Source organism: Kitasatospora xanthocidica (assembly GCF_014656195.1).
Lineage (GTDB): Bacteria > Actinomycetota > Actinomycetes > Streptomycetales > Streptomycetaceae > Kitasatospora > Kitasatospora xanthocidica.
Map to the genome: position 1 here is coordinate 131,385 of NZ_BNBY01000010.1, position 25,870 is coordinate 157,254.

A 25,870-nucleotide genomic window follows, 5' to 3' on the forward strand; every position below is an offset into this window, starting at 1 on the left:
GGCGCCGACGGCGTGGTCAGCCGAGCTGCTGCTCGATCGCGCGCAGCTTGCGCTCCAGCGAGTCCAGCTTCGGCATCGACAGGGTGTCGTCGTCGGCCGTCAGGTCGATCGCCGAGCCGCGCCGGGACGAACCGGTGGAGTCGGACGACGAGGACGAGGAGGACGAGTAGGACGACGAGGAGTACGTGGACGAGTACGAGGAGGAGGAAGCGGAGGAGGCCGACGGCGAGGAGTACGTCGAGGGCGAGGAGTAGGACGAGGAGTACGAGGAGCCGACGGCGGCGCGGGGGCGGCGGCCGGGGTCCAGCGCGGCGGGCTCGTAGGAGGAGCCGGAGGCCGTCGAGGTGGCGTCGGTCTCCGCGGCTGGGGCAGGCTCCGTAGCGCTCGGGCCGTCTCCGGCAGCCGTCAGCGCGGGCACCTGGCGGCCGCCCCGGGCCCGGGCGAGCATGCCGCCGCCCTGGCGGGAGATGGCCTTCAGCTCGGCGCGCTCGCGCCGGTCGGCGGTGCGGGCGCGGACCTTGGCGTCCAGCTTCGCCTGGCGCTCCTCGCGCACCTCCTCGACCGCCTCGTCCAGGCTGCGGACGTTCTCCAGCAGCATCAGCGACCAGGCCGCGTAGGTCTCGCGCGGGGCGCGCAGCCAGCGGACGATGCGGATCTGCGGCAGCGGGCGGGGCACCAGGCCCTGCTCGCGCAGCGCGGCCTTGCGGGTCTGCTTCAGCGCCCGGTCGAACAGGATCGCCGCCGAGATCGACATGCCGGAGAAGAACTGCGGGGCGCCGGCGTGGCCGAAGCCGCGCGGGGCGTGCACCCAGTTGAACCAGGCCGAGGCGATCGCGAACACCCAGACCAGCAGGCGGGAACCGAGCGCGGCGTCACCGTGGCTGGCCTCGCGGACGGCGAGCACCGAGCAGAACATCGCGGCGCCGTCCAGGCCGAACGGGACGAGGTACTCCCAGCCGTCGGACAGGCCCAGGTTCTCCTTGCCGAAGCCGACCAGGCCGTGGAAGGAGAGCGCGGCGGCGACACCGGCGCAGCAGAACAGCAGCGTGTACGAGGAGATGCCGTAGATCATCTCCTTGCGGCGGCGGCGCTCCTCGCTGCGCTCCCAGGAGTCGGTGGCCTCGTCCGTCTTCGAGCTCTTGAAACGCAGCGTCGCCATCAGGACGGCGACGAACAGCAGGGCTGCGCCGCCGACGACGGTCCAGACCAGCTGTATGGAGGTCAGGTTCATTGCGGGTCGGGCCTCGGGTTTCCGAAGGGGACAGGTACACAGGGCGACACGGGCGGTCAGGTCCCGCCGTGCGGGCACTGCCTGACGGATCGTTCGTCGCCGCACGGCGTGCCCCACCGTGTCCGCGCGAGGGCGGACGGGACACCTGTGCGGCTAGACGATATCGCGTCCGAAGGGGCGGCATGTTACGGGAGGGCGGCTTGCTCCGGCCAATCGACCCGCCCGTTCGCCCCCGGTTCGTCCGTGGTTCCTTCTCCGTCCCACCCTTTGTTCGCTTGGGTGTTCGGGGGTACGCGTGCTGCTCGGTTCGTCGCGGGGCCGGCGGCGGTGGCCGGTCGGTGGCCGGTCGGGAGGTTGTCGGAGGCCGGTCGGAGGTCGTTCGGTGGTCGTTCGCTGGCCGTTCGGCGGCCGGACTGGGTAGGGGACCAGGCGGACGGGGTATCCGTCGGCCGGGCCGATGCCCGATCATTGGTCGGCGGACCGTCAGAACGCCTGGCGGAAGGCAGGGGAGAGGGCGGGATGGTCTCGATCTGGGAGTACCTGCGCGGGGACAAGAGCTACACCTTCGACAACCCGGGTGGTCAGCACAAGGTCATACTCACCAAGTCGTCCCCGCAGCACGCGATCACCGGGTCGGCTGCCACCACCGGCTACCTCTACGTCAACCTGCACTGGTCGATGCGCGCGGGCGCCGGCCGGCCGAGCGCCGGGGACTCGATCAAGCGGTTCTTCAGCCCGAGGATCTTCAGCCCGCAGGAGCCGGACTCGCCGCAGAACGAGCCGATGAACGTCGACCTCGACCTGGCCTGCATGTACGAACTGTCCGACGGCTCGACGGGTGTGGTGCAGCCGCTCGGCGGGCTCTTCGGCGACCTCCAGAGCGCGCCGTTCATCAAGCTCAGCGGCGACGACCAGTACGGGGCGCCGTCGGGCGAGACGATGTACGTCAACCTGGAGAAGAAGGACAAGTTCAAGCGGCTGCTGATCTTCGTCTACATCTACGACGGCACACCGGCCTTCGAGCAGTCCCAGGCGGTGGTGACGATCGTGCCGCAGACCGGCCCGCGGATCGAGATCAAGCTGGAGGAACGGGCCAGGGCGGCGCGCTCCTGCGCCGTGGTGCTGATCGAGAACGCGGGCGACAACCAGCTGACGGTCCGCCGCGAGGTGCGGTACGTCAACGGGTTCCAGGCGGACATCGACCGGCTGTACGGCTTCGGGATGCAGTGGCAGCGCGGCTACAAGAACCAGTCGGGCGGCGAGTGAGGCGGGGCGCGCGGCTGGGGCTGGGCGTGTGCCTGCTCGGGCCGTGACCCCGGGGCGGGGCCGCCGTCGTGGGGCGGCCGCCGTCCCGGGCGGGCGTCGTCAGCGGGCCGGTGTCGTCAGCGGGGCTGGAACTGCGGGCCCTGCGGGGGCAGGGCGAACTCCTCGCCGGTGGGTGCCGGCGGCTGGGCCGCCGGAGGCTGCGGCGGGACGGGCGGCTGCTGGCCGGTGCCGGGCTGCTGCGGGTAGCCGTAGCCGCTCTGGTGCGGCTGCGGCTGCGGCGGGACGGGCTGGTTCGGCTGGGGGTAGCCGTAACCGGTGCCCGGCTGCTGCGCCGGGTACGGCTGGTTCGGCTGCGGGTAGCCGTAGCCGGTCGCGGGCTGCTGCTGCGGGTAGCCGTACCCCGTGCCGGGCTGCTGCTGGGGGTAGCCGTAGCCGGTGCCGGGCCGGTGGCCCGGCGGCGGGGTGGGCGGGGCAGGCGGGACGGTCGGGGGCATGGTCGGCGGGGCCGTGGGCGGCGGCGGGGTGGCCGGGGCGTTAGCCGGCGCGCCGGTGGCGGCGCCGACCGGGACCGGAGCGGCCGGCGGCCCCGCCGGGGTCTGCGGTTGCGGGACGGCCGGGGCCAGGGTGAAGGTGCCCGGCTCGGCGGTGTTCGAGCGCGGGTCCGGCAGCGGGGTGCTGCGCGGGTCCACCGCGCCGGTGGGCGAGGCGGTGGAGGCGGGTGCCGGGGTCGGTGCCAGGCCGGGCGCGTCGCCCGCGGCCTCGTCCTCGACGGTGATGCCGAAATCGGTGGCCAGGCCGATCAGCCCGGAGGTGTAGCCCTGGCCGATCGCCCGGAACTTCCAGGACCCGGCCCGGCGGTACAGCTCGCCCGCGACCAGGGCGGTGACGCTCTCCGCGTCGGTGATCGCGAACTCGGCGAGCGCGGGCGCGCCGTCACCGGCCGCGGCGTCGAACAGCAGCAGCCGCAGGCCCGGCACCGCGCGGAACGACCCGCCCTCGGAGGAGCCGGCCAGCACCACGCGGTCCACGTCGGCGGGCAGCTTGCCGAGCTCGACCTCGATCGTGTCGGCGATCTCGGTGCCGCCGGAGGTCTGCTGTTTGGGCAGGTGGCGGACCAGGCCGGAGGGGTGGCGCGGCTGGTTGTAGAAGACGAAGTCGGCGTCCGAACGGACCCTGCCGGTGGCGCCGAGCAGCAGCGCGGACGCGTCCACGTCCGGCGCACCGGGCGTGGCGCTCCAGCGCAGCACGGCGCGGACCGCCGCCGCCGGCAGTGCGATGTTGGCGCCCTTGGCCATCACGTGCGTCATAGCGGACCATCCTGCCTGTTCGCCACCCCTTCGGACAACGTGACCGGAGCGGTTCGCGCCGCGGCGGACTTTGCCAAGACTTGCGCTTCCCGGGGTTTGCCGCCGCCACGCCCATGATCGTCCAAGTGGACCGGGATGTTCCGGGAGTTCAGTGCAGGGGAACCGGGAGCGGCCGGATCCCGTCCGTACGATGGGCGGTCGTAGGGCCCCCGGGGGATTCGCCGGAGGGGCGCCGGCCGGCGGCGCGTCCGGGGAACCACGGGCCCGGTCAGCCGGTTGACCAGGGTGTCGGCCGGTGGCGGGGGCGTCGCCAAGCGTCGCCAGGCGTCGTCGGCAAGGGGCCGCAGGCCCGTCCACTTCCCGGAGGAGAGCACCTTGCGCCATTTCGGCCACCTCGCCGAGGACGTACGCGGTCGGCTCTTCCTGGAGCAGCCGCGCGCGTTCACCGCGCAGAGCGAGCCCGAGGTGCTCGCCACCGCCCTCGGCGGCACCCTCTACAGCCCGGCCACCAGGCCCGCGCTGGCCGCGGACATCCGCAAACAGGCTGCTCGGGGCGTCGTCTCCATGGTGCTCTGCCTGGAGGACGCCATCGCCGACCACGAGGTGGGCGCCGGCGAGCGGAACCTGGTCGAGCAGTTGAATGACCTGGTCAAGGATTTCACCGACTGCGCACAGGATCACCCACTGCTCTTCATCAGAGTCCGGGCCGCCTCCCAGATTCCCGACCTGGCCGTGCGCCTGGGTCCGGCCGTCGAGCTGCTCAGCGGCTTCGTCCTGCCCAAGTTCACCCCGGAGAACGGCGGCGACTACCTGGTCGCGCTCGCCGCCGCCGAGGCCGCGACCGGACGGCGGCTGTTCGCCATGCCCGTCCTCGAATCACCCGGACTCGCCCACCTGGAGACCCGGCGCGAGCAGCTCTTCGGCATCGCCGCGCTGCTCGCCGCGCACCGGGACCGGGTGCTCGCCGTCCGGCTCGGGGTCACCGACCTCTGCTCCGCGTACGGCCTGCGGCGCTCGCCCGACCTCACCGCGTACGACGTCGCGCTGGTCGCGGCGGTGATCGGGGACGTCGTCAACGTGCTCGGCCGGGCGGACGGCACGGGGCACACCGTCACCGGGCCGGTCTGGGAGTACTTCCCGGTGCAGGAGCGGATGTTCAAGCCCCAACTGCGCCGCACCCCGTTCGCGGAGGCCTCGTTCGCCGCGCCCGCCGGGACGGCCGGGGCCTCCGGCGAGGAGGTCCGCCGGCGGATCATCGAGCACGACCTGGACGGGCTGATCCGGGAGGTCGAACTCGACCGGGCCAACGGCCTGCTCGGCAAGACCTGCATCCACCCCAGCCACGTGCCCGCCGTGCACGCCCTCTCCGTCGTCACGCACGAGGAGTACTGCGACGCCCGGGACATCCTCCGGCAGGAGCAGGACGGCGGCGGGGTACTGCGCTCGGCGTACACCAACAAGATGAACGAGGCACGGCCGCACCGGGCCTGGGCGGAGCGGATACTGCTGCGGGCGGAGGTGTTCGGGGTGGCCAGGGAGGACGTCAGCTTCGCCGAACTGCTCTCGGCCTGTTTGTGCGGCTGAGGCCGGGCCGTTTCCTCCCGTTCCGGTACGGCGGATAGGACGAACGCAGCACTGCAGCACTGCACGATTTGTACGTGCCACCGCACGCACGACCGCACGCACCACCGCACCACCGAAGGCAGGACCAGCAGTGACAGCAACACCGCAGACGTGGACCGGCCGTTGGGTCTCCGACCGGGCCGGGATCGTGCTCACCGGCTCCGAGCGCCTCCCCGAACTCGTCGGCCTGGCCCTCCGGGAGAACCGCAAGCGCGCCCACCTGCTGGTCTCCAACGTGCTCGGCAAGCACGTGCCGCAGCGGCCCGCCGTGGTCCACGGCGCCGGGCTCGAACTCGGCGGCAGGGTCCGCGAGCTGCTCGGCGAGGAGGCGTCCGCCCGGGCCGTCGTCCTCGGCTACGCGGAGACCGCCACCGGCCTCGGCCACAGCGTCGCGGACGGCCTCGACGCCCCCTACCTGCACTCCACCCGCCGGCCGGTGCCCGGGATGACCCCCCTCGGCGGCTTCGAGGAGGAGCACTCGCACGCCACCTCGCACCTGCTGCTCCCGGCCGACCCCGCACTCCTCGCCGGGGACGGTCCGCTGGTGCTGGTGGACGACGAGTTCTCCACCGGCCGGACGGTGCTCAACACCATCCGGGAACTGCACGCCCGGCACCCGCGCGACCACTACGTCGTGGTCGCCCTGGTCGACCTGCGCTCCGCCGAGGACCGCACCCGGCTCGCCGACGCCGCCGCCGACCTCGGCGTCCGGCTGGACCTGGTCGCCACCGCGAGCGGCGGCGTCGAGCTGCCCGAGGACCTGCTGGACCGGGCCGAGCGGCTGATCGCCGAGGCGACGGGCGGCACGTCGGCGGTGGGTGCGGTGGCCCCGGTGGGTGCGGCTGGTGCTGCGGGTGGTTCCGTCGCTGCGGCCGGCCTCGCGCCGCTGGCCCGGGTCGCGCTGGACTGGCCCGCCGGGCTCCCCGACGGCGGGCGGCACGGCTTCACCCCCCGCGACCGCGCCCGGCTGGACGCCGCCCTGCCCCGGCTCGCCGGGCAGCTGGCCGAGGCCCTGCCCGCCGAGGCGCACCGGGTGCTCGTCCTCGGCTTCGAGGAGCTGATGTACGCGCCGCTGCGCCTGGCCGACGCCCTGGCCGGGCACCTCGGCGAGGACCGCGTCCGCTACTCCACCACCACCCGCTCGCCCGTCCTCGCGGTGGACGACCCCGGCTACGCCATCCGCACCCGGCTGGCCTTCCCCGCCCACGACGACCCGCGGGACGATGCCTCGCGCGAGCGCTACGCGTACAACGTCGCCCCCGGCAGCGACCCGGCGCGGCGCTTCGACGCCGTCGTGCTGGTGGTGGACGACGTCGCCGACACCCCGGCGCTGCACCGGGGCGAGCGGGCGCTGCTCGGGCAGCTGCGGGAGGTCACCGACCGGGTGGTGCTCGCGGTGCTGCCGTCGTACCGGCCGGAGGCCGGCGGCCCGTCGGCGGTGCCCGTTCCGTCGTTGCCCGCACCCCTGTACGGGCCGGCGTTCTCCTCGTACCGGGCCGAGGAGGTGGCCTGGCTGCTCAAGGACCTCTCCGGGGTCGCGCTGGAGGCGCCCACCGAGGAGCGCGAGGAGGCCGTCCAGAACGGCGGCGCGCACTACGCCGAGTCGCTGCCGGTCGAGTACCAGCCCAGCCCCGAGTACCAGGAGCTGTTCCACCAGGCGCTGCACGGTTCCGCCCGCCGGATCGCGCTCGCCGTCGGCACCGTCGCCGAGACGCTGCTGCGCGAGCGCGGCCCCGGGCTGGTGCTCGCCTCACTGGCCCGGGCCGGCACGCCCGTCGGCGTCCTGATCCGCCGCTGGCTGGCCTTCGCCCACGGCCTGACCGTGCCGCACTACGCCGTCTCCATCGTGCGGGGCCGCGGCATCGACCCCGTCGCCCTGCGGTACCTGGCCGCCCACCACCGGGCCCGGGACGTCGTGTTCGTCGACGGCTGGACGGGCAAGGGCGCGATCACCCGCGAACTCGCCGACGCGCTCGCCGGCACCGGCTTCGACCCGGACCTCGCGGTGCTCGCCGACCCGGGCCGCTGCGTGCGCACCCACGGCACCCGGGACGACTTCCTGATCCCGTCCGCCTGCCTCAACTCCACGGTGTCCGGGCTGGTTTCGCGCACCGTACTGCGGCCCGGGCTGATCGGCCCGGACGACTTCCACGGCGCCAAGCACTACGCCGAGCTGGCCGGGAGCGACGTCTCCGCGGTCTTCCTGGACGCCGTGGCCGCCTGCTTCGAGGAGGTCCGCGCGGCGGCGTCCGAGGGCGCCGACCGGCTCTCCGTCGACCCGGACCGGGCACCCGACTGGGCCGGCTGGGCCGCCGTCGAGCGGATCAGCGCCGAGTACGGCATCGACAACGTCAACCTGGTCAAGCCCGGCGTGGGCGAGACCACCCGGGTGCTGCTGCGCCGCGTCCCCTGGCGGATCCTCGCCCGTCGCGGCGCCGGCGCCGACCTGGACCACGTCCGGCTGCTCGCCGCCCAGCGCGGCGTCGAGGTCGAGGAGGTGGACGGCCTGCCGTACACCTGCGTCGGCCTGATCCACCCGCGCTACAGCCGCGGGGCGACCGGGGCCGACGGGCGGGCGGCGGTGTCCGCTGAGGCTGCCGGGGCCGCCGGGGTTGTGGGGTCTGCCGGGGCCGTGGAGCCTGCCGCAGCCGCGGGGCCTGCCGGGGCCGTGGGGTTCGCCGCGTCCGCGGAGCCTGCCGCGGCCGCGGAATCCATGATCATCGAGGGGGAGTCCTGATGGGTGTTCTGGTGGCCAGCGATCTCGACCGGACGCTGATCTACTCCGACCGGGCCCTCGCCCTCGGCGTCCCCGACCGGCTCGCGCCGCCGCTGCTCTGCGTCGAGGTGTACCAGGGGCGGCCGCTGTCCTTCATGACCGAACGGGCCGCCGGCCTGCTGGCCGACCTCGCCCGGCAGACCCGCTTCGTCCCCACCACCACCCGGACGCCGGAGCAGTACGAGCGGGTCAGCCTGCCCGGCCCGACGCCCGGCCGCGTCCCCGAGTACGCGATCTGCGCCAACGGCGGGCAACTGCTGGTGGACGGCGAACCGGACCGGGACTGGCGGGCCGAGATCACCGCGCGGATCGCCGCCGGCTCGGTCCCGCTGGAGGAGGTCGTCCGACGGCTCGCCCTCTGCGCCGACCCGGAGTGGACGCACAAGCGCCGCGTCGCCGACGAGCTGTTCGCCTACCTGGTCGTCGAGCGCGCCGCCCTGCCGGAAGGCTGGCTGGCGGAGCTGACCGGCTGGTGCGCCGAGCGCGGCTGGGCGGTCTCGCTGCAGGGCCGCAAGGTGTACGCCGTCCCGGCACCGCTCACCAAGAGCGCCGCCCTGGAGGAGGTCGTCCGGCGCAGCGGCGCGACCACGGTGCTCGCGGCCGGGGACTCGCTGCTCGACGCCGACCTGCTGCTCGCGGCGGACGCCGGGTGGCGGCCCGGGCACGGCGAACTCGCGGACAGCGGCTGGACGGCCCCCGGCGTCACCGCCCTGGACGAGGTGGGGGTGACGGCGGGGGAGGAGATCGTCCGGCGCTTCCTGGCCGGGGCTACGGCGGGTCAGGCCGTAACGGTAGGGCGCTAACCGCAGCAGCCGCCGCCGCAGCAGCCGCCCCCTCCGCCGGCGGAGGGGGCCTGCGGGCCGGCGGCGGCCGCGCCGGTGACGGCGACGGTGGACAGCAGCTTCACGGTGTCCTCGTGGCCCTGCGGGCAGACGGCGGGGTCGTTGGCCTGCGCCATCGGGCGGCGGAGCTCGAAGGTGGCGCCGCAGGAGCGGCAGCGGAAGTCGTAGCGTGGCATACCGGCAGGGTACCGAGGGGGCCGGCCCGGCGGTGCCCGTCCGGTACTCCGGCAGCTCCCTGGGCGGTGGTCCCGGAGGGTGTCCCGGCGGTGTCCTGGCGCTGTCCTAGCGGTGCCCGCCCAGGTCGCCGCGGATCAGCTCGATCACCCGCGCGGCCGTGTCCCGGACCGCCGCCAGCTCGGTGAGGAAGGCCCAGTAGTCGGGGTGCCGGCCGGCCGCCTCCAGGGTGGCCACCGCGCGGTCCAGCCGGGCCACCGCCTCGTCCAGCGGGGCGGCGTGCCGCGGGTCCGGCGCGCTGCGCCCGGCCATCGCCAGCCGCTGCGCGTCCCGGATGGCGAAGCGGGCGCGCTCGATCTCCCGGTTGGGGTCGTGCTGCACCTCGTTCAGCTGCCGCAGCCGGTCGTTCACGGCGGCCACCGAGCCGTCCGCGGTCTCCAGCAGCGCGCGGACCGTGCCGATCGCGGCGGTGGCGTCCGCCCAGCGCTGCTCGTCCCGCGCGCGGGACGCCTCGGCGAGCTTGCGCTCGGCGGCGCGCCCGGTCTCCGCGACCTGGTCCGGCACCCGCTGCAGGTCCTGCCAGCAGGCGGTGCTGAACCGGCGGCGCAGCTCGCTCAGCGCCGGATCGACCGTCGCGGCCTTGGTCTCCAGCGCCTGGATCCGGGTGCGCAGGCTCGCCACCCGCCGGTCGATCTCCCGCGCTCGCTCCGGCAGCTGGGCGGCGTCCGCGGCGATCGTCTCGGCGCGCTGCTTCACGTCGTCCGCGCGCTGCAGGGTGCCGGCCACCCCGTGCCGGGCCGGGCCCTCGTTCAGCCGTCCGAGTTCCGGTGCCAGTTCGGCGAGCCGGGCCGCCAGGTCGTCCGCCCGCAGGCCGGCGCCGCGCGCCTGGTCCAGCGCGTTGGAGGCGGTGAGCAGTGCCCGCTTGGCCTGCTCGACCGCCGGGGTGACCCGCATCAGCTGCTGCTCGGCGTGCTCGACGGCCGGCTGCAGGCGGCGCAGGAAGTCGTTCAGTTCGGCGCGCGCGGAGCCCAACTGGCCCTTCACGTCCTCCAGTTGGCGCTTGGCCTGCGCGGCCGCCCCGGCGTCCAGGGACTCGCTGTCCAGGTTGTGGGCGTCCAGCGCGCCCAGGTAGTTCACGGTGACCTGGTCGATCCGGCCGGAGATCGCCGCGAGGTCGGCCAGCGCGCGCTGCGTCGTCGGCCCGTCCTCGGCCGCGCGGACGGTCTCCACCGCGAGCTGCACCTCGCGCTGGGTCTCCTCCAGCTCGTAGAACGCCTCCTGCGCCGCGGCCCGGGCCTCCCTCGCCCCCGCCCGTACGCCCTCGCCGCCACCGCGCCGGCCCCACCAGCCGCCCGTCCCGGCCGAGGCCAGGCCGACCGCCCCCAGTGCGCCCGCCAGCACCACGGGCAACACCAGCGCGTCCGCCAGCGCGCTCCCCGCCCGACGCCGCCCCCGCCCGCTCCCGCCGGCCACCGTCACTGCGCGCTCCCTGCTCCGACCCGCTGATCCGGCCCCCATTCTCCCCGATCACCCCACCGGCCCGTCACCCCCTCCCACCCCTCCCGTCCCCGCCGCCGCCCCGCCACGCGCCCCACCCGGCCACCCGGACCCACACCACCCCCGGGACCAGGTACCCTAGGCACTCGTCGTGCGCCCACCGGGCCACGACCGGGGGCGCGTAGCTCAGTGGTAGAGCGCTGCTCTTACAAAGCAGATGTCGGCGGTTCGAAACCGTCCGCGCCCACCACCCCGAGGGCCCCCAGTCGATCTCGACTGGGGGCCCTCTGCATGCCCGGCTACCAACAGCGCGGGCGTGCGCCGTCCCCACACTCGGCTGGGTAGTGCGCCGAATGCCCTATCCAATGATGCTCCGCGTGGTCCAAGGTGGGTGGACGATCTTCGGGTGAGCCATTCCGATCGTCGTTGAGGCCAAGGCTGATCATGGGGGGCTTTCAAACGAACATGGCACGGTTCAAGAAGGTGGCCGCACTAGACAAGGGTGGTCAGGGTGTTGTCTGGAAGGCGGAGGCCGTCGGCCGCAGCGAGGGCCTCGTCGCCCTGAAGTACTTGGCCTACGAGCCCGGTTCGTCCCGTGAGGAGCGTGCGAACCAGAAGAAACGTTTCCTGCGTGAAGTAGACAGCCAGAGCGGACTGAGTCACCCGGGAATCATGCCCGTGCTGGCCTTCGCGACCAATGCGGCTCCGCCCTGGTATGCCATGCCGTTGGCCGGCGGGACCCTGCAGAAGTGCCTGGAGGGCCCGCAGCGGCCCGTGTCCTGGGTCGTTTCGGTGATGGACGAGGTGTTGGCCGCGGTCGAGTACGCGCACGAGAACGGCGTGATTCACCGGGACCTGAAGCCCAACAACATCCTGTCGCTCGACGGAAAGTGGATGGTGTCCGATTTCGGCCTTTGCCGCCGACTCGATTCGGAGAGCGCGGTCATCACCGAGAAGAACAAACTCGTCGGGTCCTTCGCCTATGCGGCGCCGGAACAGTACGACGACGCACATGGGGCAACGTTCGCCGCCGACATATTCTCCCTGACAAAGATCCTCATCCACCTCCTCACCTGGCAGCTCCCCTACCCGTACGCGCGGATCGAGGAGGCCCCGGAGATGCTGCACGGATTTCTGAATCGGGGAATTGCGGAGCGTCCGGAGTGCCGCCCGCAGACCGTGGCGGAGTTTCGAACGGGCCTGGCCGAATTGCTCACCCACTGACGAGGCAAGGAGAAGGAATGACCTCAATGTTCAAGGAAGACCCGGTCTTCAAGACTAATCCCGAGACCGTCGGTTCGCTGATCCGCTCGATCCACGACGGATCGCTCGCCCTTCCCAATTTTCAGCGCAGCTTCGTCTGGGAACCGAAGCGGACCGTCGAGCTCATCAAGTCCATCATCCTGCGCTACCCGGCCGGAACGTTGCTCACCTGGGAGCAGAGTTCCTCCCACAGGTTCGACTCGCGGCCCTTCGAGGAAGCTCCGGAGGGCATCGGGGTCGAGCCGCGCCGGCTCGTACTCGACGGGCAGCAGCGATTGACCTCGCTCTACCACGTCCTCTCCGGGAAGGGTGAGTACCAGTTCTTCATCAAGGTGTGGCCGTTCATCGATGAGAGCGACTACACCTTGCGGCCGCTCGAGGAAGTGGAACTCGAAACCGCCATCGTGGCGTACGACACCCGCGGCAGGTTGAGGTTCGACCCGCTGGACGAGGAATGGCAGCTGGCGAACGGGACCTTTCCCCTCTCGAGTTTCCACGAGCTCAGGAAGTCCTTCCGGGCTCTATCCCGGGCCGTGGTCGAGGACAGGGAGCGGCAAGACCTCCTGGAAGAGACCCTGCACCAGCTGCGAGAGGGATACCTACAGCCCCTCGAATCCTATCCGTTCCCCGTCGTCGACCTCCCGGAGAGCACGTCCCTGCTCGCGGTCTGCAACATCTTCGAGACTCTCAACAAGACGGCGAAACCGCTCGGAGCGTTCGAACTCCTCACCGCCAAGTTCTATCCGTCCGGCGCCCGCTTGCGCGAGTGGTGGGAGCGCGGGCAGGAGGAGTACCCGATCCTGGTCGAATTCGATGTCGATCCCTATAATCTCCTCCAATCGATCTCGCTCCGGGCCCGTGGGTCGGCCCAGCGTACGGACATCCTCGGCAAGTTGACGTCCGATGAGCTGAAGCAGTTCTGGGACGATTCCGTCGCCGCCGCCGCTGATGTGCTGGACATGCTCAAGCGTGAGTGCGGCGTGATATCGCCCCAGTGGCTGCCGTACGGGATGCTGCTCGTGCCGATGGCGGCCATCTGGTCGGAGCTTCGCACCCTGCGTCCTCAGCAACAGGCTGAGGCGCGCGAGAGGCTGCTCCAGTACTACTGGTGTTCCATCTTCACGGAGAACTTCGACCAGGGCGCCAATAGCCAGGTCGGTGCGGACTACAAGCTGCTCAAGGCTTGGGTGGTCGACCCGGATGCCCAGGAGCCGGAGGCCGTGAAGGACTTCGACCTCACCGACGCTGATCTGCTGAGTGCCCGGGCGAATCGGAAGGCGCTCTACCGCGGCGTGATGTCCCTCCTCATTCAGGGCGGGGCCAAGGACTTCCGGTCAGCCCAGGCGGTCTCCAACAGCCGGCCGTCCGAGGCGAAGCTGGAAGCCGTCCAGGTGTTCCCGAAGGCGTGGCTACAGCGCAACTCCAGCGAGTCCGGCGCGGACCTCATCCTCAACAGGATCATGGTCGACGGTGAGACGCGCAGGTCCATCAAGAGCCGTCCGATCCATGAATTCGTGGAGGCCCAGGATGCCACGGCACAGAAGAGGCTCCTGGAGACACTGGAATCGCATCTGGTGAACGTCGAGGAGGGGTACGGGTTCCGTAGCGCCGACTACGCGGACTTCCTACAGGAGCGACTCTCTCTCGTGCTCGAGGCGATCGAAGGTGTGACTGGCCAGTCGGTTGTGATGGATTCGGAGGTCGGTGAACCCTGAGGCCGAGACTTGGCCGTACCAGCTGCGGTTGAGGCTGCAGTGTCCAGCCGGGCGGAGCCGGTTCGCGCAGTGATCCTCGCGAACCGGCCCCTCGTACCCGGCGGTGGATGCTCGTCTGCCCTCAGGAGGCCGGATCGTCGAGCGCCATGCTGTGGAGCAGCCGGGCCGTCTTCTCGAGCTCCCGGCGCAGCTTGCCCTGATGCTGCCCGTAGGTCTTGAGCGCGTGGCAGTTGGGGCACAGCGCGATCATGTTCGACGGTACGTCCGGGCCGCCCTTGCTCAGGTCAAGGACGTGGTCGACCTGAAGGATCGGCTCGCCGGCCGTGGTGAGTTCCGTCGGGTGGCCGGCGCAGCGCGGGTTCTCGCAGCGGCCGCCGCTCCGGCGTATTACTGCTGCTCGGGCACTCGTGCTGCGCACGTGCCGATCGACCTTGGACGGGCGCTTGGCCTCCTTCCGCTGGGCGCTATGTGACTCCGCAGCATTGGTCAGGCGGCGGTACGCGTCCGCGTCGCTCTCCGTGGTGCGCCGAGCAGTTGAGTCGACGTCTCCTGGCTGGTACTCCGTCGTCTCGTCGTAGAGCTCGCCGGTGTCGTTGGCCAGTGCTTCCTCGACCTCGTGCGGCCACGTTGCGCGCAGAGGGGAGGGCACGGGCGCGAGGATCCAGACGAACTCGCGGCGCCATTCCTTGTCCGTTCCCTGTCCCCAGCGGAGTCGACGCTGGACGACCACGACCCATGTCTCGAAGCTGAAGTCGCCTTCGAGGGGCTTGTGCCAGTAACGGAGAGGTCGCTGAGCGGTCTGGTGCTCAGCCAGGGCCTTGTTCCCGTCAACGAGCCGCTGATCACCCTTCAGGCCGTCGCCGACGTAGGCGATCCAGTCGGAGTCGACGAGGCGGCCGTCCGCGTAGGGGCCCTTGTCCTTGGAGAAGGTGCTGAGGATCCCGTCGCCGAGGCTGCCGATGCCGGCCATCCGCTGGCCGCCGTAGGAGTGCCAGATGGCTTCGCGCTTCTCGAACTTCTCCCCGATGAGTGGCCGGAGAGAATCCGCCCACCGGATGGTGAGGAGACCGTGCAGGCCGAGGTCTTCCAGAAACTCCTTCGGCAACGGGTAGAAGTACCGCAGGATGAGCCCTGCTGCGGCTTCTGCAGCGACCTCGGGCTGGGCCAGGATCAGCTGGTGGTCCGCCTCCGGGAGGCCCGCCCTGGGGTTGAGCCGGTCGAGCACGTCGAGGGTCGGGCGACGGGGCTTGGACCGGCCGGCTTCCTCGTGACGTTCGGTCGGTTCGATCTCCCACAGGTCGTCGCCGACGAGTGCGGTGAACGGGACGTGGGCGGCCTGTGCGCCCTTCTGAACCTCGCCGTACTTTTCCAGGAGCGGGGTGAACGCGGCGCGTGTCTCTGTCCACGACCGCTCACGCGGGGCGCCGGCCAGTGCTTGACCGATGGCCCACAGGACCAGGAGCGGGCGGTGCGAAGCTGGTTCGTTCTTGCGCGTGGTCGGCCGGAGGCTCCCGACGCGCCGGAGGAACGTCTTGGGCGGCTCGGACAGGACGAAGCCTTCGCGCTCCAGCCAGTTCAGTGCCTGCGTCGGGCCGCCGCTGAACTGGCCCTGCTTGAGTGCTTCACCGCAGTCGAAGAGGTGAGCTACTCCGGCGATGGCCTTGGAGTCGTAGTGGCGGCCCTCGTGAACCAGTAGATGAGGGGAAACGGCGCGGTATCCGTAGGTGGTGCGGAAGAGTTCTTCCCCGAGCCGGTCGTGTTCTGCGATCGCCTGCAGGATGCCTGAGCGCGTGATGCCACCGATCTCCATGAGGGAACGGTAGAGCACTCCAGTGACACCACCCCGTACAGATCGGGTACCTCGCCGCTCGCTGGCTCCGGTGCTGGACCGGCGGGTGGCGGGGGTGGGCGGGCTGCTGACGATGGCGGTGGCGTATCCGGGGGCGTGCTGCTGGACCGCTTCACGGGGTGAGGGTGGGGCGGCGGGCGGGACGGGTGGTGGCGGGGTTCGGCTCGGGAGGCGAGGGCGTGCGGGCTGTGTTTGTGTGGCTGCAAACCGCTTGGGAGAGGTGAGTGGCCGTGACCATGCCCCCGTTCGGATCGAACGATCCGTTCTCCGATCTGCTCAGCCGGTTCTTCGGGATGAGCCCGCTGGCTTCCCCGCCCGCCGTGCAGCGGGTGCCGATCGGGCGGCTGCTCAGTGAGTCCTCCCAGGAGCTGCTGGCGCTGGCCGCGCGGCGTGCGGCGGAGGACGGGTCCAGTGACCTCGACACCGCCCACCTGGCCTGGGCGGCCACCCGGGTGGAGCCGTCGCGGCGGATGCTGGAGCGGGCGGGCATCGATCCGGACCGGCTGTCCGGCGACCTGGAGCACGCCCTGCCGGCGGGCGGTGGCGAGGCGGTGGACGGGCAGCCGTCGCTCACCCCTTCGGCCAAGCGCGCCCTGCTCGCCGCGCACGCCCGGTCGCAGGAGGCCGGTGCCTCGTACATCGGCCCGGAGCACATCCTCGGCGCGCTGCTGGACCAGGAGCGGTCGGGGGCGGGCGTGGCGCTGCGCAACGCGGCGCCCTCGCAGGAGGCGTTGAAGACGGTGCTGGACGGACGCGGCACCGGCGGCGAGCGCAGCAGTACGGGCGCGCACCCGAGTGAGACGCCGACGCTGGACGAGTACGGGCGCGACCTCACCGAGGACGCGCGCTCGGGCCGGCTTGACCCGGTGGTCGGGCGGGCCGAGGAGATCGAGCAGACCGTGGAGATCCTCTCCCGGCGGACCAAGAACAACCCGGTGCTGATCGGCGAGCCGGGCGTCGGCAAGACCGCGATCGTCGAGGGCCTGGCCCAGCGGATCGTCTCCGGGGACGTGCCGCAGAGCCTCAAGGACAAGCGGGTGGTGACCCTCGACCTGACCGCGCTGGTGGCCGGCTCCAAGTACCGGGGCGAGTTCGAGGAGCGGCTGAAGAGCGTGATCGACGAGGTCACGGCGGCCGAGAAGAGCGTGATCCTGTTCCTGGACGAGTTGCACACCGTGGTCGGGGCGGGCGGCGGTGGCGAGGGTTCGATGGACGCCGGCAACATCCTCAAGCCGGCGCTCGCCCGCGGTGAGTTGAGCGTGGTCGGCGCGACCACGCTGGACGAGTACCGCAAGCACGTGGAGAAGGACGCCGCGCTGGAGCGCCGCTTCCAGCCGGTGCTGGTGCCCGAGCCGAGCGTCGAGGAGACCGTCGAGATCCTGCACGGGCTGCGCGACGCCTACGAGGCGCACCACCAGGTGCGGTTCACCGACGAGGCGCTGGACGCGGCGGCGACGCTCTCCGACCGGTACGTCAGCGACCGCTTCCTGCCCGACAAGGCGATAGACCTGCTGGACCAGGCCGGCGCGCGGGTGCGGCTGCGCAGCCTGAGCGGGTCCACCGCGGCGACCGGGGTGCAGGACCGGATCACCAAGCTGAAGCGGGAGTTGGAGGAGGCCGTCGCGGACGAGGAGTTCGTCCGGGCCGCCAACCTGAAGAGCGAGCTGCGGCAGACCGAGGACGAGCTGGCGGCGATCGCCGAGTCCCGCGAGGAGGTCGTCGACGTCACGGCCGACGACATCGCCCAGGTGCTGTCCTCGCGGACCGGCATCCCGGTCGCGGAGCTGAACGCGACCGAGAAGGAGCGGCTGCTCAAGCTGGAGGACCACCTGCACGAGCGGGTGATCGGCCAGGACGAGGCGGTCACCGCGGTGGCCCAGGCGGTGCGCCGCGGCCGGGCCGGGATGGGCGATCCGGACCGGCCGACCGGCTCCTTCCTCTTCCTCGGGCCGACCGGCGTCGGCAAGACCGAGCTGGCGAAGGCGCTGGCGGCGCTGCTGTTCGGCGACCCGGACCGGATGATCCGCTTCGACATGAGCGAGTTCCAGGAGAAGCACACCGTCTCCCGGCTGGTCGGCTCCCCGCCCGGGTACGTCGGCTACGACGAGGCCGGGCAGCTGACCGAGGCGGTGCGCCGCAAGCCGTACAGCGTGCTGCTCTTCGACGAGGTGGAGAAGGCGCACCCGGACGTCTTCAACCTGCTGCTCCAGGTGCTGGACGACGGACGGCTGACCGACTCCCAGGGGCGTACGGTCGACTTCCGCAACACCGTGGTGATCATGACCAGCAACATCGGGTCGCAGCGGATCCTGGACCACTCGGGGGACGTGGACGGGATCCGGGACGACCTGATGCGGGACCTGCGGCAGCAGTTCCGGCCGGAGTTCCTCAACCGGATCGACGAGGTGATCGTCTTCCACGCGCTCACCCGGAAGGACCTGGTGTCGGTGGTGGACCTGCTGCTGGAGCGCAGCCGGCGCCGGCTGCGGGCCCAGGACGTCCGGCTGGAAGTCACCGAGGCGGCCAAGGAGTTCCTGGTCAACCGCGGGTACCAGCCGGAGTTCGGGGCCCGGCCGCTGCGCCGGACGATCCAGTCCGAGCTGGACAACCGGATCTCCAACCTGCTGCTGGACGGTTCCGTGCGGGAGGGGGACACGTTGATCGCGGACGTGAGCGAGGGCGAGCTGGTGGTGACGCTGGCCCGGCCGGAGGCGTCGGCGACCTTCGAGGAGGCGGGGGAGAAGGCTGCGGCGGGCGCGGATCGCTGAGGCGGCGGATCGCTGAGGTCGTGGCGTGGACCGCTGAGGGAAGAGGGCTCGGGTTCGGGCGTACTCCAGCGGGAGTACGCCCGAACGCCACTGGTGGAGGACGCGGTGGAGCGGAACGCGGGTCTAGCGTTCTGGGCATGATGCCGCCCATGTCCCCGCCACCGGAGCCGTCGGCCGGACCGCGCGAGCCGTCTGTCGGGCGGTCCGGACCGTCCAAGTCGTCCGGGCCGCCCGGGTCGTCCGGACCGTCCGGGCCGCCCGAGCCGTGGCGGCCGCCGTGGGTGCGGGCGGGCCTGCCGGTGGGGCTGGCGGCCGGTGCAGCGGTGGTGCAGGTGGTCGGCTCGCACTTCGCCGCGCACAACCAGCCGGGGCGGGCCCCGCTGGACGCGTTCGGCTACGTACTGCTGCTGCTCGGGCCGGCACTGCTGGTGCTGCGCAGGCGCCACCCGGTCGTGGTGGTGGCCGGTACCTCGGTGGCCACCGCGGCCTACCTGGCCGCCGGGTACCCGTACGGGCCGGTCTTCCTGAGCTGGCTGGTCGCGTGCAGCGTGGCGATCGGCGCCGGGCACCGCCGGGCCGCCTGGGCCGGGATGGCCGGGGTGTACCTGGTGCACGTGCTGGTGGCCTTCGTGCTGCCGGAGGACTGGCAGCGCGCTCCCTCGCACGGCGTCGCCTGGCAGGAGGAGCTGGGCCTGCTCGCCTGGCTGCTGCTGGTGATGGCGATCGCCGAGATCGTCCGGTTCCGGCGGGAGCGGATGGCCGCCCACCGGGCCTACCGGGAGCAGCTGGAGGAGCGCCGGGCCAACGAGGAACGGCTCAGGATGGCCCGGGAGTTGCACGACATCCTGGCGCACAGCCTGTCGCTGATCAACATCCAGGCCGGGGTCGCGCTGGCACTGCTCGACCGGCGGCCGGAGGAGGCCCGCACCGCGCTGGTCACCATCAAGTCGACCAGCAAGGAGGCGCTCGGCGAGGTCCGCCAGGTGCTCGCGACGCTGCGCGGGCCCGGGGCGGCGCCGCGCGGACCGGCCCCGGGGCTGGACCGGCTGGACGAACTCACCGAGCAGGCCGACCGGGTGGGCCTGGAGGCGGAGGTGCAGGAGCGCGGCGAGCGGCGCGCGCTGTCCGCCACCGTCGACCTCACCGCCTTCCGGATCGTCCAGGAGGCGCTCACCAATGTGATCCGGCACTCGGCGGCCCGGCAGGCCGTCGTGGTGCTGGACTGGAGGGACCCCGCGCTGTTCGTGGTCCGGGTCGAGGACCCGGGGCCGGCCGTGGTCGCCGACGCCGGCGGGTCGGGCAGCGGGCTGGTCGGGATGCGGGAGCGTGCGGGGGCGTTCGGTGGCACCATCACGGCGGGGCCGGTGCCCGGCGGCGGTTTCCGGGTCCGGGCGGAGCTGCCGACACCGAAGACGGAGAGCGAGTGATTCGGGTACTGCTGGCGGATGACCAGCTGCTGGTCAGGGCGGGCTTCCGGGCCCTGCTGGACCTGGAGGACGACCTCACGGTGGTCGGCGAGGCGGACGACGGCGAGGCGGCGCTGCAACTCGCCCGCGAACTGGTGCCGGACGTCGTGCTGATGGACATCCGGATGCCGCGGATGGACGGCCTGGAGGCGACCAGGAGGATCGCCGAGGACCCGGCGCTGTCCTCCGTACGAGTGGTCGTGCTGACCACCTTCGAGCTGGACGAGTACGTCTTCGAGGCGCTGCGCTCGGGGGCGGCGGGCTTCCTGGTCAAGGACACCGAACCGGCCGACCTGCTGCGGGCGGTCCGGGTCGCGGTCGCGGGGGACGCGCTGCTCTCGCCGGGGGTGACCAGACGGCTGATCGGCGAGTTCGCCGCCCGGTCCAAGGCGCCCGAGGCGGCGCCGGCGGGGCTCTCCGACGTCTCGATGCTGACCGAGCGGGAGCGCGAGGTGCTGGCGCTGGTCGGGATGGGGCTGTCCAACGAGGAGATCGCCCGGCGGCTGGTGGTCAGCCCGCTGACGGCGAAGACGCACGTCAGCCGGGCGATGGTGAAGCTCGGCGCGCGGGACCGGGCGCAGCTGGTCGTGCTGGCCTACGAGTCGGGGCTGGTGCGGCCGGGCTGGCTGGGCTGAGCGGCCTGCGCGGAGATCTGGTGCGGCCGGGCTGGATGGGCTGAGCGGCCTGCGCGGAGACCCGGTGCGGCCGGGCGGGCCGGGCGGGCGCCCTGCACCGGGACCTACTCCCGGCCCGGCGTGTCACGAGCCGTCCGTACTCTCCCGGGAGTACCCCAACTGCCGCTGCCGGTAGGACGCGTGATGAGACCCCTCGGCGGGACGCTCAAGGCACCTCGGAACCCCGAGGTCCTGGAGGCCCACCGTCGAGGAGATGAACCACCATGTACACGCAGCTGGCCGACTGGCACGGCCCCGGGCCGTGGATCCTGCTGATCCCCCTGGTCTGGATCGCCGTGGTGTTCCTGGTCGTCGTGGTGCTGCGCCGCGCGGTCTGGCGCCGGCGCGGCTACGGCTACGGCTGCGCCTTCGGGTACGGCCACGGGGCCGGACCGGCCGCCGAGCACCCGCTGGCCGTCCTGGGCCGCCGCTACGCGGAGGGCGACATCGACGCCGAGGAGTACCGCGCCAAGCGGGCCGTGCTCAGCGAGCCGCACCGGGACGACGCCCCGGGAGGTGGCGCCAAGTGACCACCCTCGACGTCGTACGCGGCACCGCCGCACGGGTCGCCGACGCCGTGAAGGTCCACGGCGTCGGCGGCACCGAGGTCCGGGCTCTGGACCACGTCACGGTGGACTTCCCGGCCGGGCGGTTCACCGCGATCATGGGGCCCTCCGGCTCCGGCAAGTCCACCCTGATGCACTGCGCGGCCGGGCTGGACACGCTCACCGCGGGCAGCGCCTGGATCGGTGACACCGAGCTCGGCCCGCTCAGCGACCGCAAGCTCACCCTGCTGCGCCGGGAGCGGATCGGCTTCGTGTTCCAGGCCTTCAACCTGGTGCCCACGCTCACCGTCCGGGAGAACATCACCCTCCCGCTCGACCTCGCCGGGGCAGCCCCGGACCGGGCCTGGCTGGAGGCGCTGATCGACGTCGTCGGCCTCGGCGACCGGCTGGGGCACCGCCCGAGCGAGCTCTCCGGCGGCCAGCAGCAGCGGGTCGCGGTGGCCCGGGCGCTGGCCGGGCGGCCGCAGGTGGTCTTCGCCGACGAGCCCACCGGCAACCTCGACTCCCAGAGCGGCGGCGAGGTGCTCGGCCTGCTGCGCCGCTCGGTGGACGAGATGGGGCAGGCCGTCGTCATGGTCACCCACGACCCGACGGCCGCCGGCTGGGCCGACGAGGCGCTGTTCCTCGCCGACGGCCGGCTGGTCGACCGGATGGAGCGGCCCAGCGCCGGGCTGGTGCTGGACCGGATGAAGGCCTTCGAACGGGGGCGGTCGTGAACACCGCCACGCTCCGGCTCAGCCTGCGCTCACTGCGCGCCCACAAGCGGCGGCTGGCCGGCACCCTGCTGTCCATCCTGCTCGGGGTGAGCTTCCTGACCGGCACGATGGTGCTGGGCGACACCCTGCGGGCCAACTTCGACACCCTCTTCGCCGACGCCAACGCGGGCACCGACGTCGTGGTCCGCAGCGCCGACGTCCTGGACTCCCAGGGCACGGCCGGCGGGGTGCGGGCGCCGGTGGAGACGGCACTCGCCGACCGGCTGCGCACGATCCCGGGCGTGGCGGCCGCCGAGCCGTCCGTGCAGGGTGCGGGCCAACTCCTCGGGAGCGACGGCAAACCGATCGGCGGCCAGGGCCCGCCGACCCTGGCGGGCAACTGGCTCACCGACGGCCGGCTCAACCCGTACCGGCTGGCCGAGGGCCGGGCGCCGGCCGCCCCGGGCGAGGTCGTGGTGAACCGGGGCGCGGCCAGGACGGGCGGGCTGCACGTCGGCTCGACCACGGTGCTGCGCACGCCCGATCCGGTGCCGGTCACCGTCGTCGGCATCGCCACCTTCGGGGCGAGCGCGGACGGTATGGGGCCGAGCACCTTCACCGCGATGACCTTCGCGGACGCCGAGCGCTACCTCACGCCCAAGGGCGCGGGGCAGGCCGGTTCGATCCAGGTCCGCGCGGTGGGCGGGGTCTCCCAGCGGGAGCTGGCCGACCGGATCGCCCCGCGACTGCCCGGCGGCGTGCAGGCGATCACCGGCGCGGCGGCCACCCAGGAGTCCACCCAGCTGCTGTCCGGGCGGTTCCTGACCATGTTCACCACGCTGCTGCTGGTCTTCGCCGGGATCGCGCTGCTGGTGGCGACGTTCACCATCCACAACACCTTCGCGATCGTGGTCGCCCAGCGGAGCCGGGAGAACGCGCTGCTGCGCGCGCTCGGCGCGGTGCGCGGCCAGGTGCTCGGGGCGACGCTGGCGGAGGCGCTGGCGGTGGGTCTGCTCGCCTCGCTCGGCGGGCTGCTCGGCGGGATCGGGGTGGCGACCGGCCTCAAGGCGCTGTTCTCGGCGCTCGGCTTCGCCCTGCCGACCGGCGGCACGGTGATCAGCGCGGCCGCCGTGCTGCTGCCGCTGCTGGTCGGGACGCTGGTCGCGGTGGGCTCGGCGCTGCAGCCGGCCGTCCGGGCCGGGCGGACGGCTCCGCTGGCGGCCCTGCGGGAGACCGGCGTCGACCGCGCCGGGCAGGGCCGCTCGGGCACCGTCCGGGTGGCGCTCGGCGCTCTGCTGCTCGCCGGCGGTGCGCCGGTGGCCGTGCTCGGCGCGACCGACGGTCCCTCCGTCGTGCTGACGGCGACCGGGGCGCTGGCGGTGCTGGCGGGCACGGTGGTGCTCGGTCCGGTCGCCGCCGCCCTCGCGGTCCGGACGCTGGGCGCGCCGCTGCCCAGGCTGCGCGGGGTCTCCGGGGTGCTGGCCCGGCGCAACGCGGCCCGCAACCCCCGCCGGACGGCGGCCACGGCGAGCGCGCTGATGATCGGGGTCGCGGTGGTCACGCTGTTCACGGTCTTCGGCGCGTCGATCAGGGCCACCCTGGACGACACGGTGAGCAAGTCCTTCGCGGGCGACCTCGCCGTCACCACCGCCTCGTTCGGGGCCGGCGGCAGCGGGATCAGCCCCAAGGTGGCGGACGCCCTGGCCGGGCTGCCCGAGGTGCGGCAGACCGTCGGGCTCGGCCGGGGCGTGGCCCGGATCGACGGGCACGGGCGGACGCTGGACGTCACCGACCCGGCCCGGCTGCCCGGGATCGTCGACCTCGGCCGGGTCGACGGCTCGCTGGACGCGCTCGGCACGGACGGGCTGGCGGTCTCCCGCAGCGAGGCGCAGCAGCACGGCTGGCGGCTCGGACAGACCGTCACCGTGGGCTTCACCGACGGCGCGAGCGGACCGTTCACCATCCGGGCGCTCTACGAGGGCGGCGGGCTGGCCGGGGACTACGTGGTGACCAGGCAGGCCTGGGCTCCGCACCGGGGGCAGGACGCCGACACCATGGTCGCGGTCGGGCTGCGCGACGGCGTCTCCGCGGCTGCCGGAAAGGCGGCGGTGGAGAAGGCACTGGTCCCGTTCGGCAGCCCGCAGGTGCAGGACCGGGCCCAGTACGCGAAGAGCGCGGCCTCCGGCGTCGACATGATGCTCTCGGTGGTCTACGCGCTGCTGGCCCTGGCGGTGCTGATCGCGCTGCTGGGCATCGCCAACACGCTGACACTGGCCGTGCACGAGCGGACCAGGGAGCTGGGGCTGCTGCGGGCGGTCGGTCAGACCAGGGCTCAGCTGCGCGCCATGGTGCGCTGGGAGTCGGTGCTGGTGGCGGCCTTCGGCACGGTCGGCGGGCTGGGGCTCGGGGCCTTCCTCGGCTGGGCCCTGGTGCGGGCCTCGGACAGTGCCGGGACGGGATCGTTCGCGATACCGCCCGGGCAGCTGGCCGTGGTCCTGGCGGCCGGACTGCTGGCGGGTGCGGTGGCGGGCCTGCGCCCGGCGGGCCGGGCGGCACGGCTGGACGTCCTACGGGCGATCGCGACGGACTAGGAGGTGAGCGGGAGAGGAGCGGCGCGATGGCCGGCCGGTGGCCAGTCGGCCGGTCAGTCGGACGGCCAGCCGGGCTGCCAGTCGGCGGCCGGCCGGGGGCCCGGAGGTCAGTCCGTGGTCCGCAGGAGCACCTCGCGCAGCAGCGGGTCCGGCAGGCCGCGCTTGTGCCACTCGCGCGGGTAGCCGAGCGAGACCTCCTCGAAGGGCACACCGTCGTAGCTGGTCCGGCGGGGGATGTGCAGGTGGCCGTAGATCATCGCCGCGGTGTTGTAGCGGCGGTGCCAGTCGGCGGTCAGCTCGGTGCCGCACCACTGGGCGAACTCGGGGTACCAGAGGATCTCGGTGGGGTGGCGGACCAGGGGGTAGTGGTTGACGAAGACCAGCGGGACGTCCGGGTCGCAGGCCGCCAGCCGCTCCTCGGTCAGCCGGACGCGCTCGCGGCACCAGGAGTCGCGGTCCGGGAACGGGTCGGGGTGGAGCATCCGCTCGTCCGCGCAGACGATGCCGCTCTCGTAGGCGGCCGCCAGGGACTCCTCCTTGGTGGTCGTGCCCGGCGCACGGAAGGAGTAGTCGTACAGGAGGAAGAGTGGAACGATGCGGACCGGTCCGTCCGGGCCCTCCCAGACCGGGTAGGGGTCCTCGGGGGTCACCACGCCGAGGCGGCGGCAGAGCTCCACCAGGTGCTCGTAGCGGGCCACGCCGCGCAGCTGGACCGGGTCCTCGGGGTGGGTCCACAGCTCGTGGTTGCCGGGCACCCACACCACCCGGGCGAAGCGCTCGGCGAGCAGGCCGAGGGCCCATTCGATGCTGGTGGTGAGCTCGGCGACATCGCCGGCGACGAGCAGCCAGTCGTCGGGGTGGGTGGGCTGGAGCTTCTCCACCAGGTCGCGGTTCTCCTGGTAGGAGATGTGCAGGTCGCTCACCGCGAGCAGCCGTCCGCCCGTCGGGGCGGGCCGCGCCGGTCGTGCGTCGCTGCGGTTCTCCGTAGTCACACCTGCCCCCTGAGGTCGCCTGGCCGATGTGGCCACCCTACGTGGCGTGCCGGGGGAGCGGGGCGGGTTGAGGGGATCAGTTGTTCGACCGCCCCGCCGGGGAACTGAGGCCGGTTCAGGAGCTCCGGCCCGGGTTCGTCGGCCCGGGTTCGCCTGCCTGGGTTCTTCGGCCCAGGGAGCCTCTGCACCCATCACCTTCCGCTCAGGGGCTTCGGCTCACGAGCTGAAGTCCATGAGCACACCGTGGGAGGTGGCGGTGGTGAACGCGAGGATCGCCAGCGAGGCGATGCCGAGCACCAGGCCGAGGACGGCGCGGCCGCGGCGGCTGGTGCCGCGGGTCAGGGCCAGGGTGGCGAGGGTGATGGCGATCGGGCCCAGGACGATGTTGAACAGCAGTAGGCCCGGGAGACCGAGCAGGAAGGAGGCGACGGCCAGGTTGTCGGCCTCGGCGGTCTCCTGCCGGTCGGTCCCCTGGCGGGCGGCGGACCCGTGGGCGGCGTCCTGGCGGGTGATGGCCTGGCGCGCGCCGGCCTGACGGGTGATGGCGCGGCGGCTGGTGGCGATGCTCATGGCTG

The 25,870-nt window shown here is 72.8% G+C and carries 19 protein-coding genes and 1 tRNA gene; 13 read left to right on the forward strand and 7 right to left on the reverse strand.

Going from position 1 to position 25,870, the window contains the following annotated elements; genetic code table 11:
• Positions 1–16: 16 nt before the first annotated feature.
• Positions 17–1,231, reverse strand: coding sequence for a DUF2637 domain-containing protein (locus tag IE332_RS19940; protein WP_189918190.1), 1,215 nt, complete (start codon positions 1,229–1,231; stop codon positions 17–19).
• A gap of 519 nt (positions 1,232–1,750) precedes the next feature.
• Between IE332_RS19940 and IE332_RS19945 the strand changes: the two genes are divergently transcribed.
• Positions 1,751–2,497, forward strand: a complete 747-nt coding sequence (locus IE332_RS19945) for a Tellurium resistance (protein WP_189918193.1) — start codon at positions 1,751–1,753, stop codon at positions 2,495–2,497.
• A gap of 116 nt (positions 2,498–2,613) precedes the next feature.
• Here the strand turns inward: IE332_RS19945 and IE332_RS19950 are convergent, their stop codons facing one another.
• Complete coding sequence (locus IE332_RS19950) at positions 2,614–3,804, reverse strand: TerD family protein (RefSeq protein WP_189918194.1); 1,191 nt, start codon at positions 3,802–3,804, stop codon at positions 2,614–2,616.
• Positions 3,805–4,179: 375 nt separating this feature from the next.
• Between IE332_RS19950 and IE332_RS19955 the strand changes: the two genes are divergently transcribed.
• From IE332_RS19955 to IE332_RS19965, 3 genes are all read left to right on the forward strand, one after another.
• Positions 4,180–5,388 (forward strand): HpcH/HpaI aldolase/citrate lyase family protein, encoded by a 1,209-nt coding sequence (locus IE332_RS19955; RefSeq protein WP_189918196.1) that lies wholly within the window; start codon positions 4,180–4,182, stop codon positions 5,386–5,388.
• Positions 5,389–5,518: 130 nt separating this feature from the next.
• Positions 5,519–8,164, forward strand: coding sequence for a phosphoribosyltransferase (locus tag IE332_RS19960; protein ID WP_189918198.1), 2,646 nt, complete (start codon positions 5,519–5,521; stop codon positions 8,162–8,164).
• The gene (locus IE332_RS19965) at positions 8,164–9,006 is read left to right on the forward strand and encodes an HAD family hydrolase (protein WP_189918200.1); all 843 of its coding nucleotides are present in this window, start codon (positions 8,164–8,166) and stop codon (positions 9,004–9,006) included. The genes IE332_RS19960 and IE332_RS19965 overlap by 1 nt, the downstream gene beginning before the upstream one ends.
• Here IE332_RS19965 and IE332_RS19970 read toward each other — a convergent pair.
• Both IE332_RS19970 and IE332_RS19975 read right to left on the reverse strand, forming a co-directional pair.
• Positions 9,003–9,221 carry an FmdB family zinc ribbon protein gene (locus IE332_RS19970; RefSeq protein WP_189918202.1) on the reverse strand — a complete coding sequence of 73 codons (219 nt, stop codon included), beginning with the start codon at positions 9,219–9,221 and terminating at the stop codon, positions 9,003–9,005. The two genes, IE332_RS19965 and IE332_RS19970, sit on opposite strands and share 4 nt — an antisense overlap.
• A gap of 106 nt (positions 9,222–9,327) precedes the next feature.
• Positions 9,328–10,737 carry a coiled-coil domain-containing protein gene (locus tag IE332_RS19975; RefSeq protein WP_373313769.1) on the reverse strand — a complete coding sequence of 470 codons (1,410 nt, stop codon included), beginning with the start codon at positions 10,735–10,737 and terminating at the stop codon, positions 9,328–9,330.
• 154 nt (positions 10,738–10,891) lie between these two features.
• Between IE332_RS19975 and IE332_RS19980 the strand changes: the two genes are divergently transcribed.
• From IE332_RS19980 to IE332_RS19990, 3 genes are all read left to right on the forward strand, one after another.
• Positions 10,892–10,966: transfer RNA gene (locus tag IE332_RS19980), tRNA-Val, on the forward strand.
• A 215-nt stretch (positions 10,967–11,181) separates the two neighbouring features.
• On the forward strand, positions 11,182–11,940 hold the full coding sequence (locus IE332_RS19985; protein WP_189918206.1) for a serine/threonine-protein kinase: 759 nt from the start codon (positions 11,182–11,184) through the stop codon (positions 11,938–11,940).
• Positions 11,941–11,957: 17 nt separating this feature from the next.
• A complete protein-coding gene (locus tag IE332_RS19990; RefSeq protein WP_189918208.1) occupies positions 11,958–13,694 on the forward strand; it encodes a GmrSD restriction endonuclease domain-containing protein in 1,737 nt (578 codons plus the stop codon).
• A 121-nt stretch (positions 13,695–13,815) separates the two neighbouring features.
• Here IE332_RS19990 and IE332_RS19995 read toward each other — a convergent pair whose 3' ends face one another.
• Positions 13,816–15,504 (reverse strand): HNH endonuclease signature motif containing protein, encoded by a 1,689-nt coding sequence (locus IE332_RS19995; RefSeq protein WP_189918210.1) that lies wholly within the window; start codon positions 15,502–15,504, stop codon positions 13,816–13,818.
• Positions 15,505–15,779: 275 nt separating this feature from the next.
• Between IE332_RS19995 and IE332_RS20000 the strand changes: the two genes are divergently transcribed.
• From IE332_RS20000 to IE332_RS20025, 6 genes are all read left to right on the forward strand, one after another.
• Positions 15,780–18,311 carry an ATP-dependent Clp protease ATP-binding subunit gene (locus IE332_RS20000; RefSeq protein ID WP_373313776.1) on the forward strand — a complete coding sequence of 844 codons (2,532 nt, stop codon included), beginning with the start codon at positions 15,780–15,782 and terminating at the stop codon, positions 18,309–18,311.
• Between the two features lie 149 nt (positions 18,312–18,460).
• Positions 18,461–19,738, forward strand: coding sequence for a sensor histidine kinase (locus tag IE332_RS20005; RefSeq protein WP_189918215.1), 1,278 nt, complete (start codon positions 18,461–18,463; stop codon positions 19,736–19,738).
• On the forward strand, positions 19,735–20,412 hold the full coding sequence (locus IE332_RS20010) for a response regulator (RefSeq protein WP_189918217.1): 678 nt from the start codon (positions 19,735–19,737) through the stop codon (positions 20,410–20,412). Before IE332_RS20005 ends, IE332_RS20010 begins: the two co-directional genes overlap by 4 nt.
• Before the next feature lie 263 nt (positions 20,413–20,675).
• The gene (locus IE332_RS20015) at positions 20,676–20,981 is read left to right on the forward strand and encodes an SHOCT domain-containing protein (RefSeq protein WP_189918219.1); all 306 of its coding nucleotides are present in this window, start codon (positions 20,676–20,678) and stop codon (positions 20,979–20,981) included.
• Positions 20,978–21,733 carry an ABC transporter ATP-binding protein gene (locus tag IE332_RS20020; protein WP_189918222.1) on the forward strand — a complete coding sequence of 252 codons (756 nt, stop codon included), beginning with the start codon at positions 20,978–20,980 and terminating at the stop codon, positions 21,731–21,733. Before IE332_RS20015 ends, IE332_RS20020 begins: the two co-directional genes overlap by 4 nt.
• On the forward strand, positions 21,730–24,303 hold the full coding sequence (locus IE332_RS20025; protein ID WP_189918224.1) for an FtsX-like permease family protein: 2,574 nt from the start codon (positions 21,730–21,732) through the stop codon (positions 24,301–24,303). The genes IE332_RS20020 and IE332_RS20025 overlap by 4 nt, the downstream gene beginning before the upstream one ends.
• A gap of 107 nt (positions 24,304–24,410) precedes the next feature.
• Here the strand turns inward: IE332_RS20025 and IE332_RS20030 are convergent, their stop codons facing one another.
• Both IE332_RS20030 and IE332_RS20035 read right to left on the reverse strand, forming a co-directional pair.
• Positions 24,411–25,295, reverse strand: a complete 885-nt coding sequence (locus IE332_RS20030) for a metallophosphoesterase family protein (RefSeq protein ID WP_229928733.1) — start codon at positions 25,293–25,295, stop codon at positions 24,411–24,413.
• Between the two features lie 216 nt (positions 25,296–25,511).
• Positions 25,512–25,865 carry a DUF4190 domain-containing protein gene (locus IE332_RS20035; RefSeq protein ID WP_229928734.1) on the reverse strand — a complete coding sequence of 118 codons (354 nt, stop codon included), beginning with the start codon at positions 25,863–25,865 and terminating at the stop codon, positions 25,512–25,514.
• Positions 25,866–25,870 lie beyond the last annotated feature (5 nt).

Coding starts and splice junctions, on each gene's coding strand:
- IE332_RS19940 (WP_189918190.1), bottom strand. CDS start 1,231: ATGAACCTGACCTCCATACAGCTGGTCTGGACCGTCGTCGGCGGCGCA.
- IE332_RS19945 (WP_189918193.1), top strand. CDS start 1,751: ATGGTCTCGATCTGGGAGTACCTGCGCGGGGACAAGAGCTACACCTTC.
- IE332_RS19950 (WP_189918194.1), bottom strand. CDS start 3,804: ATGACGCACGTGATGGCCAAGGGCGCCAACATCGCACTGCCGGCGGCG.
- IE332_RS19965 (WP_189918200.1), top strand. CDS start 8,164: ATGGGTGTTCTGGTGGCCAGCGATCTCGACCGGACGCTGATCTACTCC.
- IE332_RS19970 (WP_189918202.1), bottom strand. CDS start 9,221: ATGCCACGCTACGACTTCCGCTGCCGCTCCTGCGGCGCCACCTTCGAG.
- IE332_RS19975 (WP_373313769.1), bottom strand. CDS start 10,737: ATGGGGGCCGGATCAGCGGGTCGGAGCAGGGAGCGCGCAGTGACGGTG.
- IE332_RS19985 (WP_189918206.1), top strand. CDS start 11,182: ATGGCACGGTTCAAGAAGGTGGCCGCACTAGACAAGGGTGGTCAGGGT.
- IE332_RS19990 (WP_189918208.1), top strand. CDS start 11,958: ATGACCTCAATGTTCAAGGAAGACCCGGTCTTCAAGACTAATCCCGAG.
- IE332_RS19995 (WP_189918210.1), bottom strand. CDS start 15,504: ATGGAGATCGGTGGCATCACGCGCTCAGGCATCCTGCAGGCGATCGCA.
- IE332_RS20000 (WP_373313776.1), top strand. CDS start 15,780: ATGCCCCCGTTCGGATCGAACGATCCGTTCTCCGATCTGCTCAGCCGG.
- IE332_RS20005 (WP_189918215.1), top strand. CDS start 18,461: ATGTCCCCGCCACCGGAGCCGTCGGCCGGACCGCGCGAGCCGTCTGTC.
- IE332_RS20015 (WP_189918219.1), top strand. CDS start 20,676: ATGTACACGCAGCTGGCCGACTGGCACGGCCCCGGGCCGTGGATCCTG.
- IE332_RS20035 (WP_229928734.1), bottom strand. CDS start 25,865: ATGAGCATCGCCACCAGCCGCCGCGCCATCACCCGTCAGGCCGGCGCG.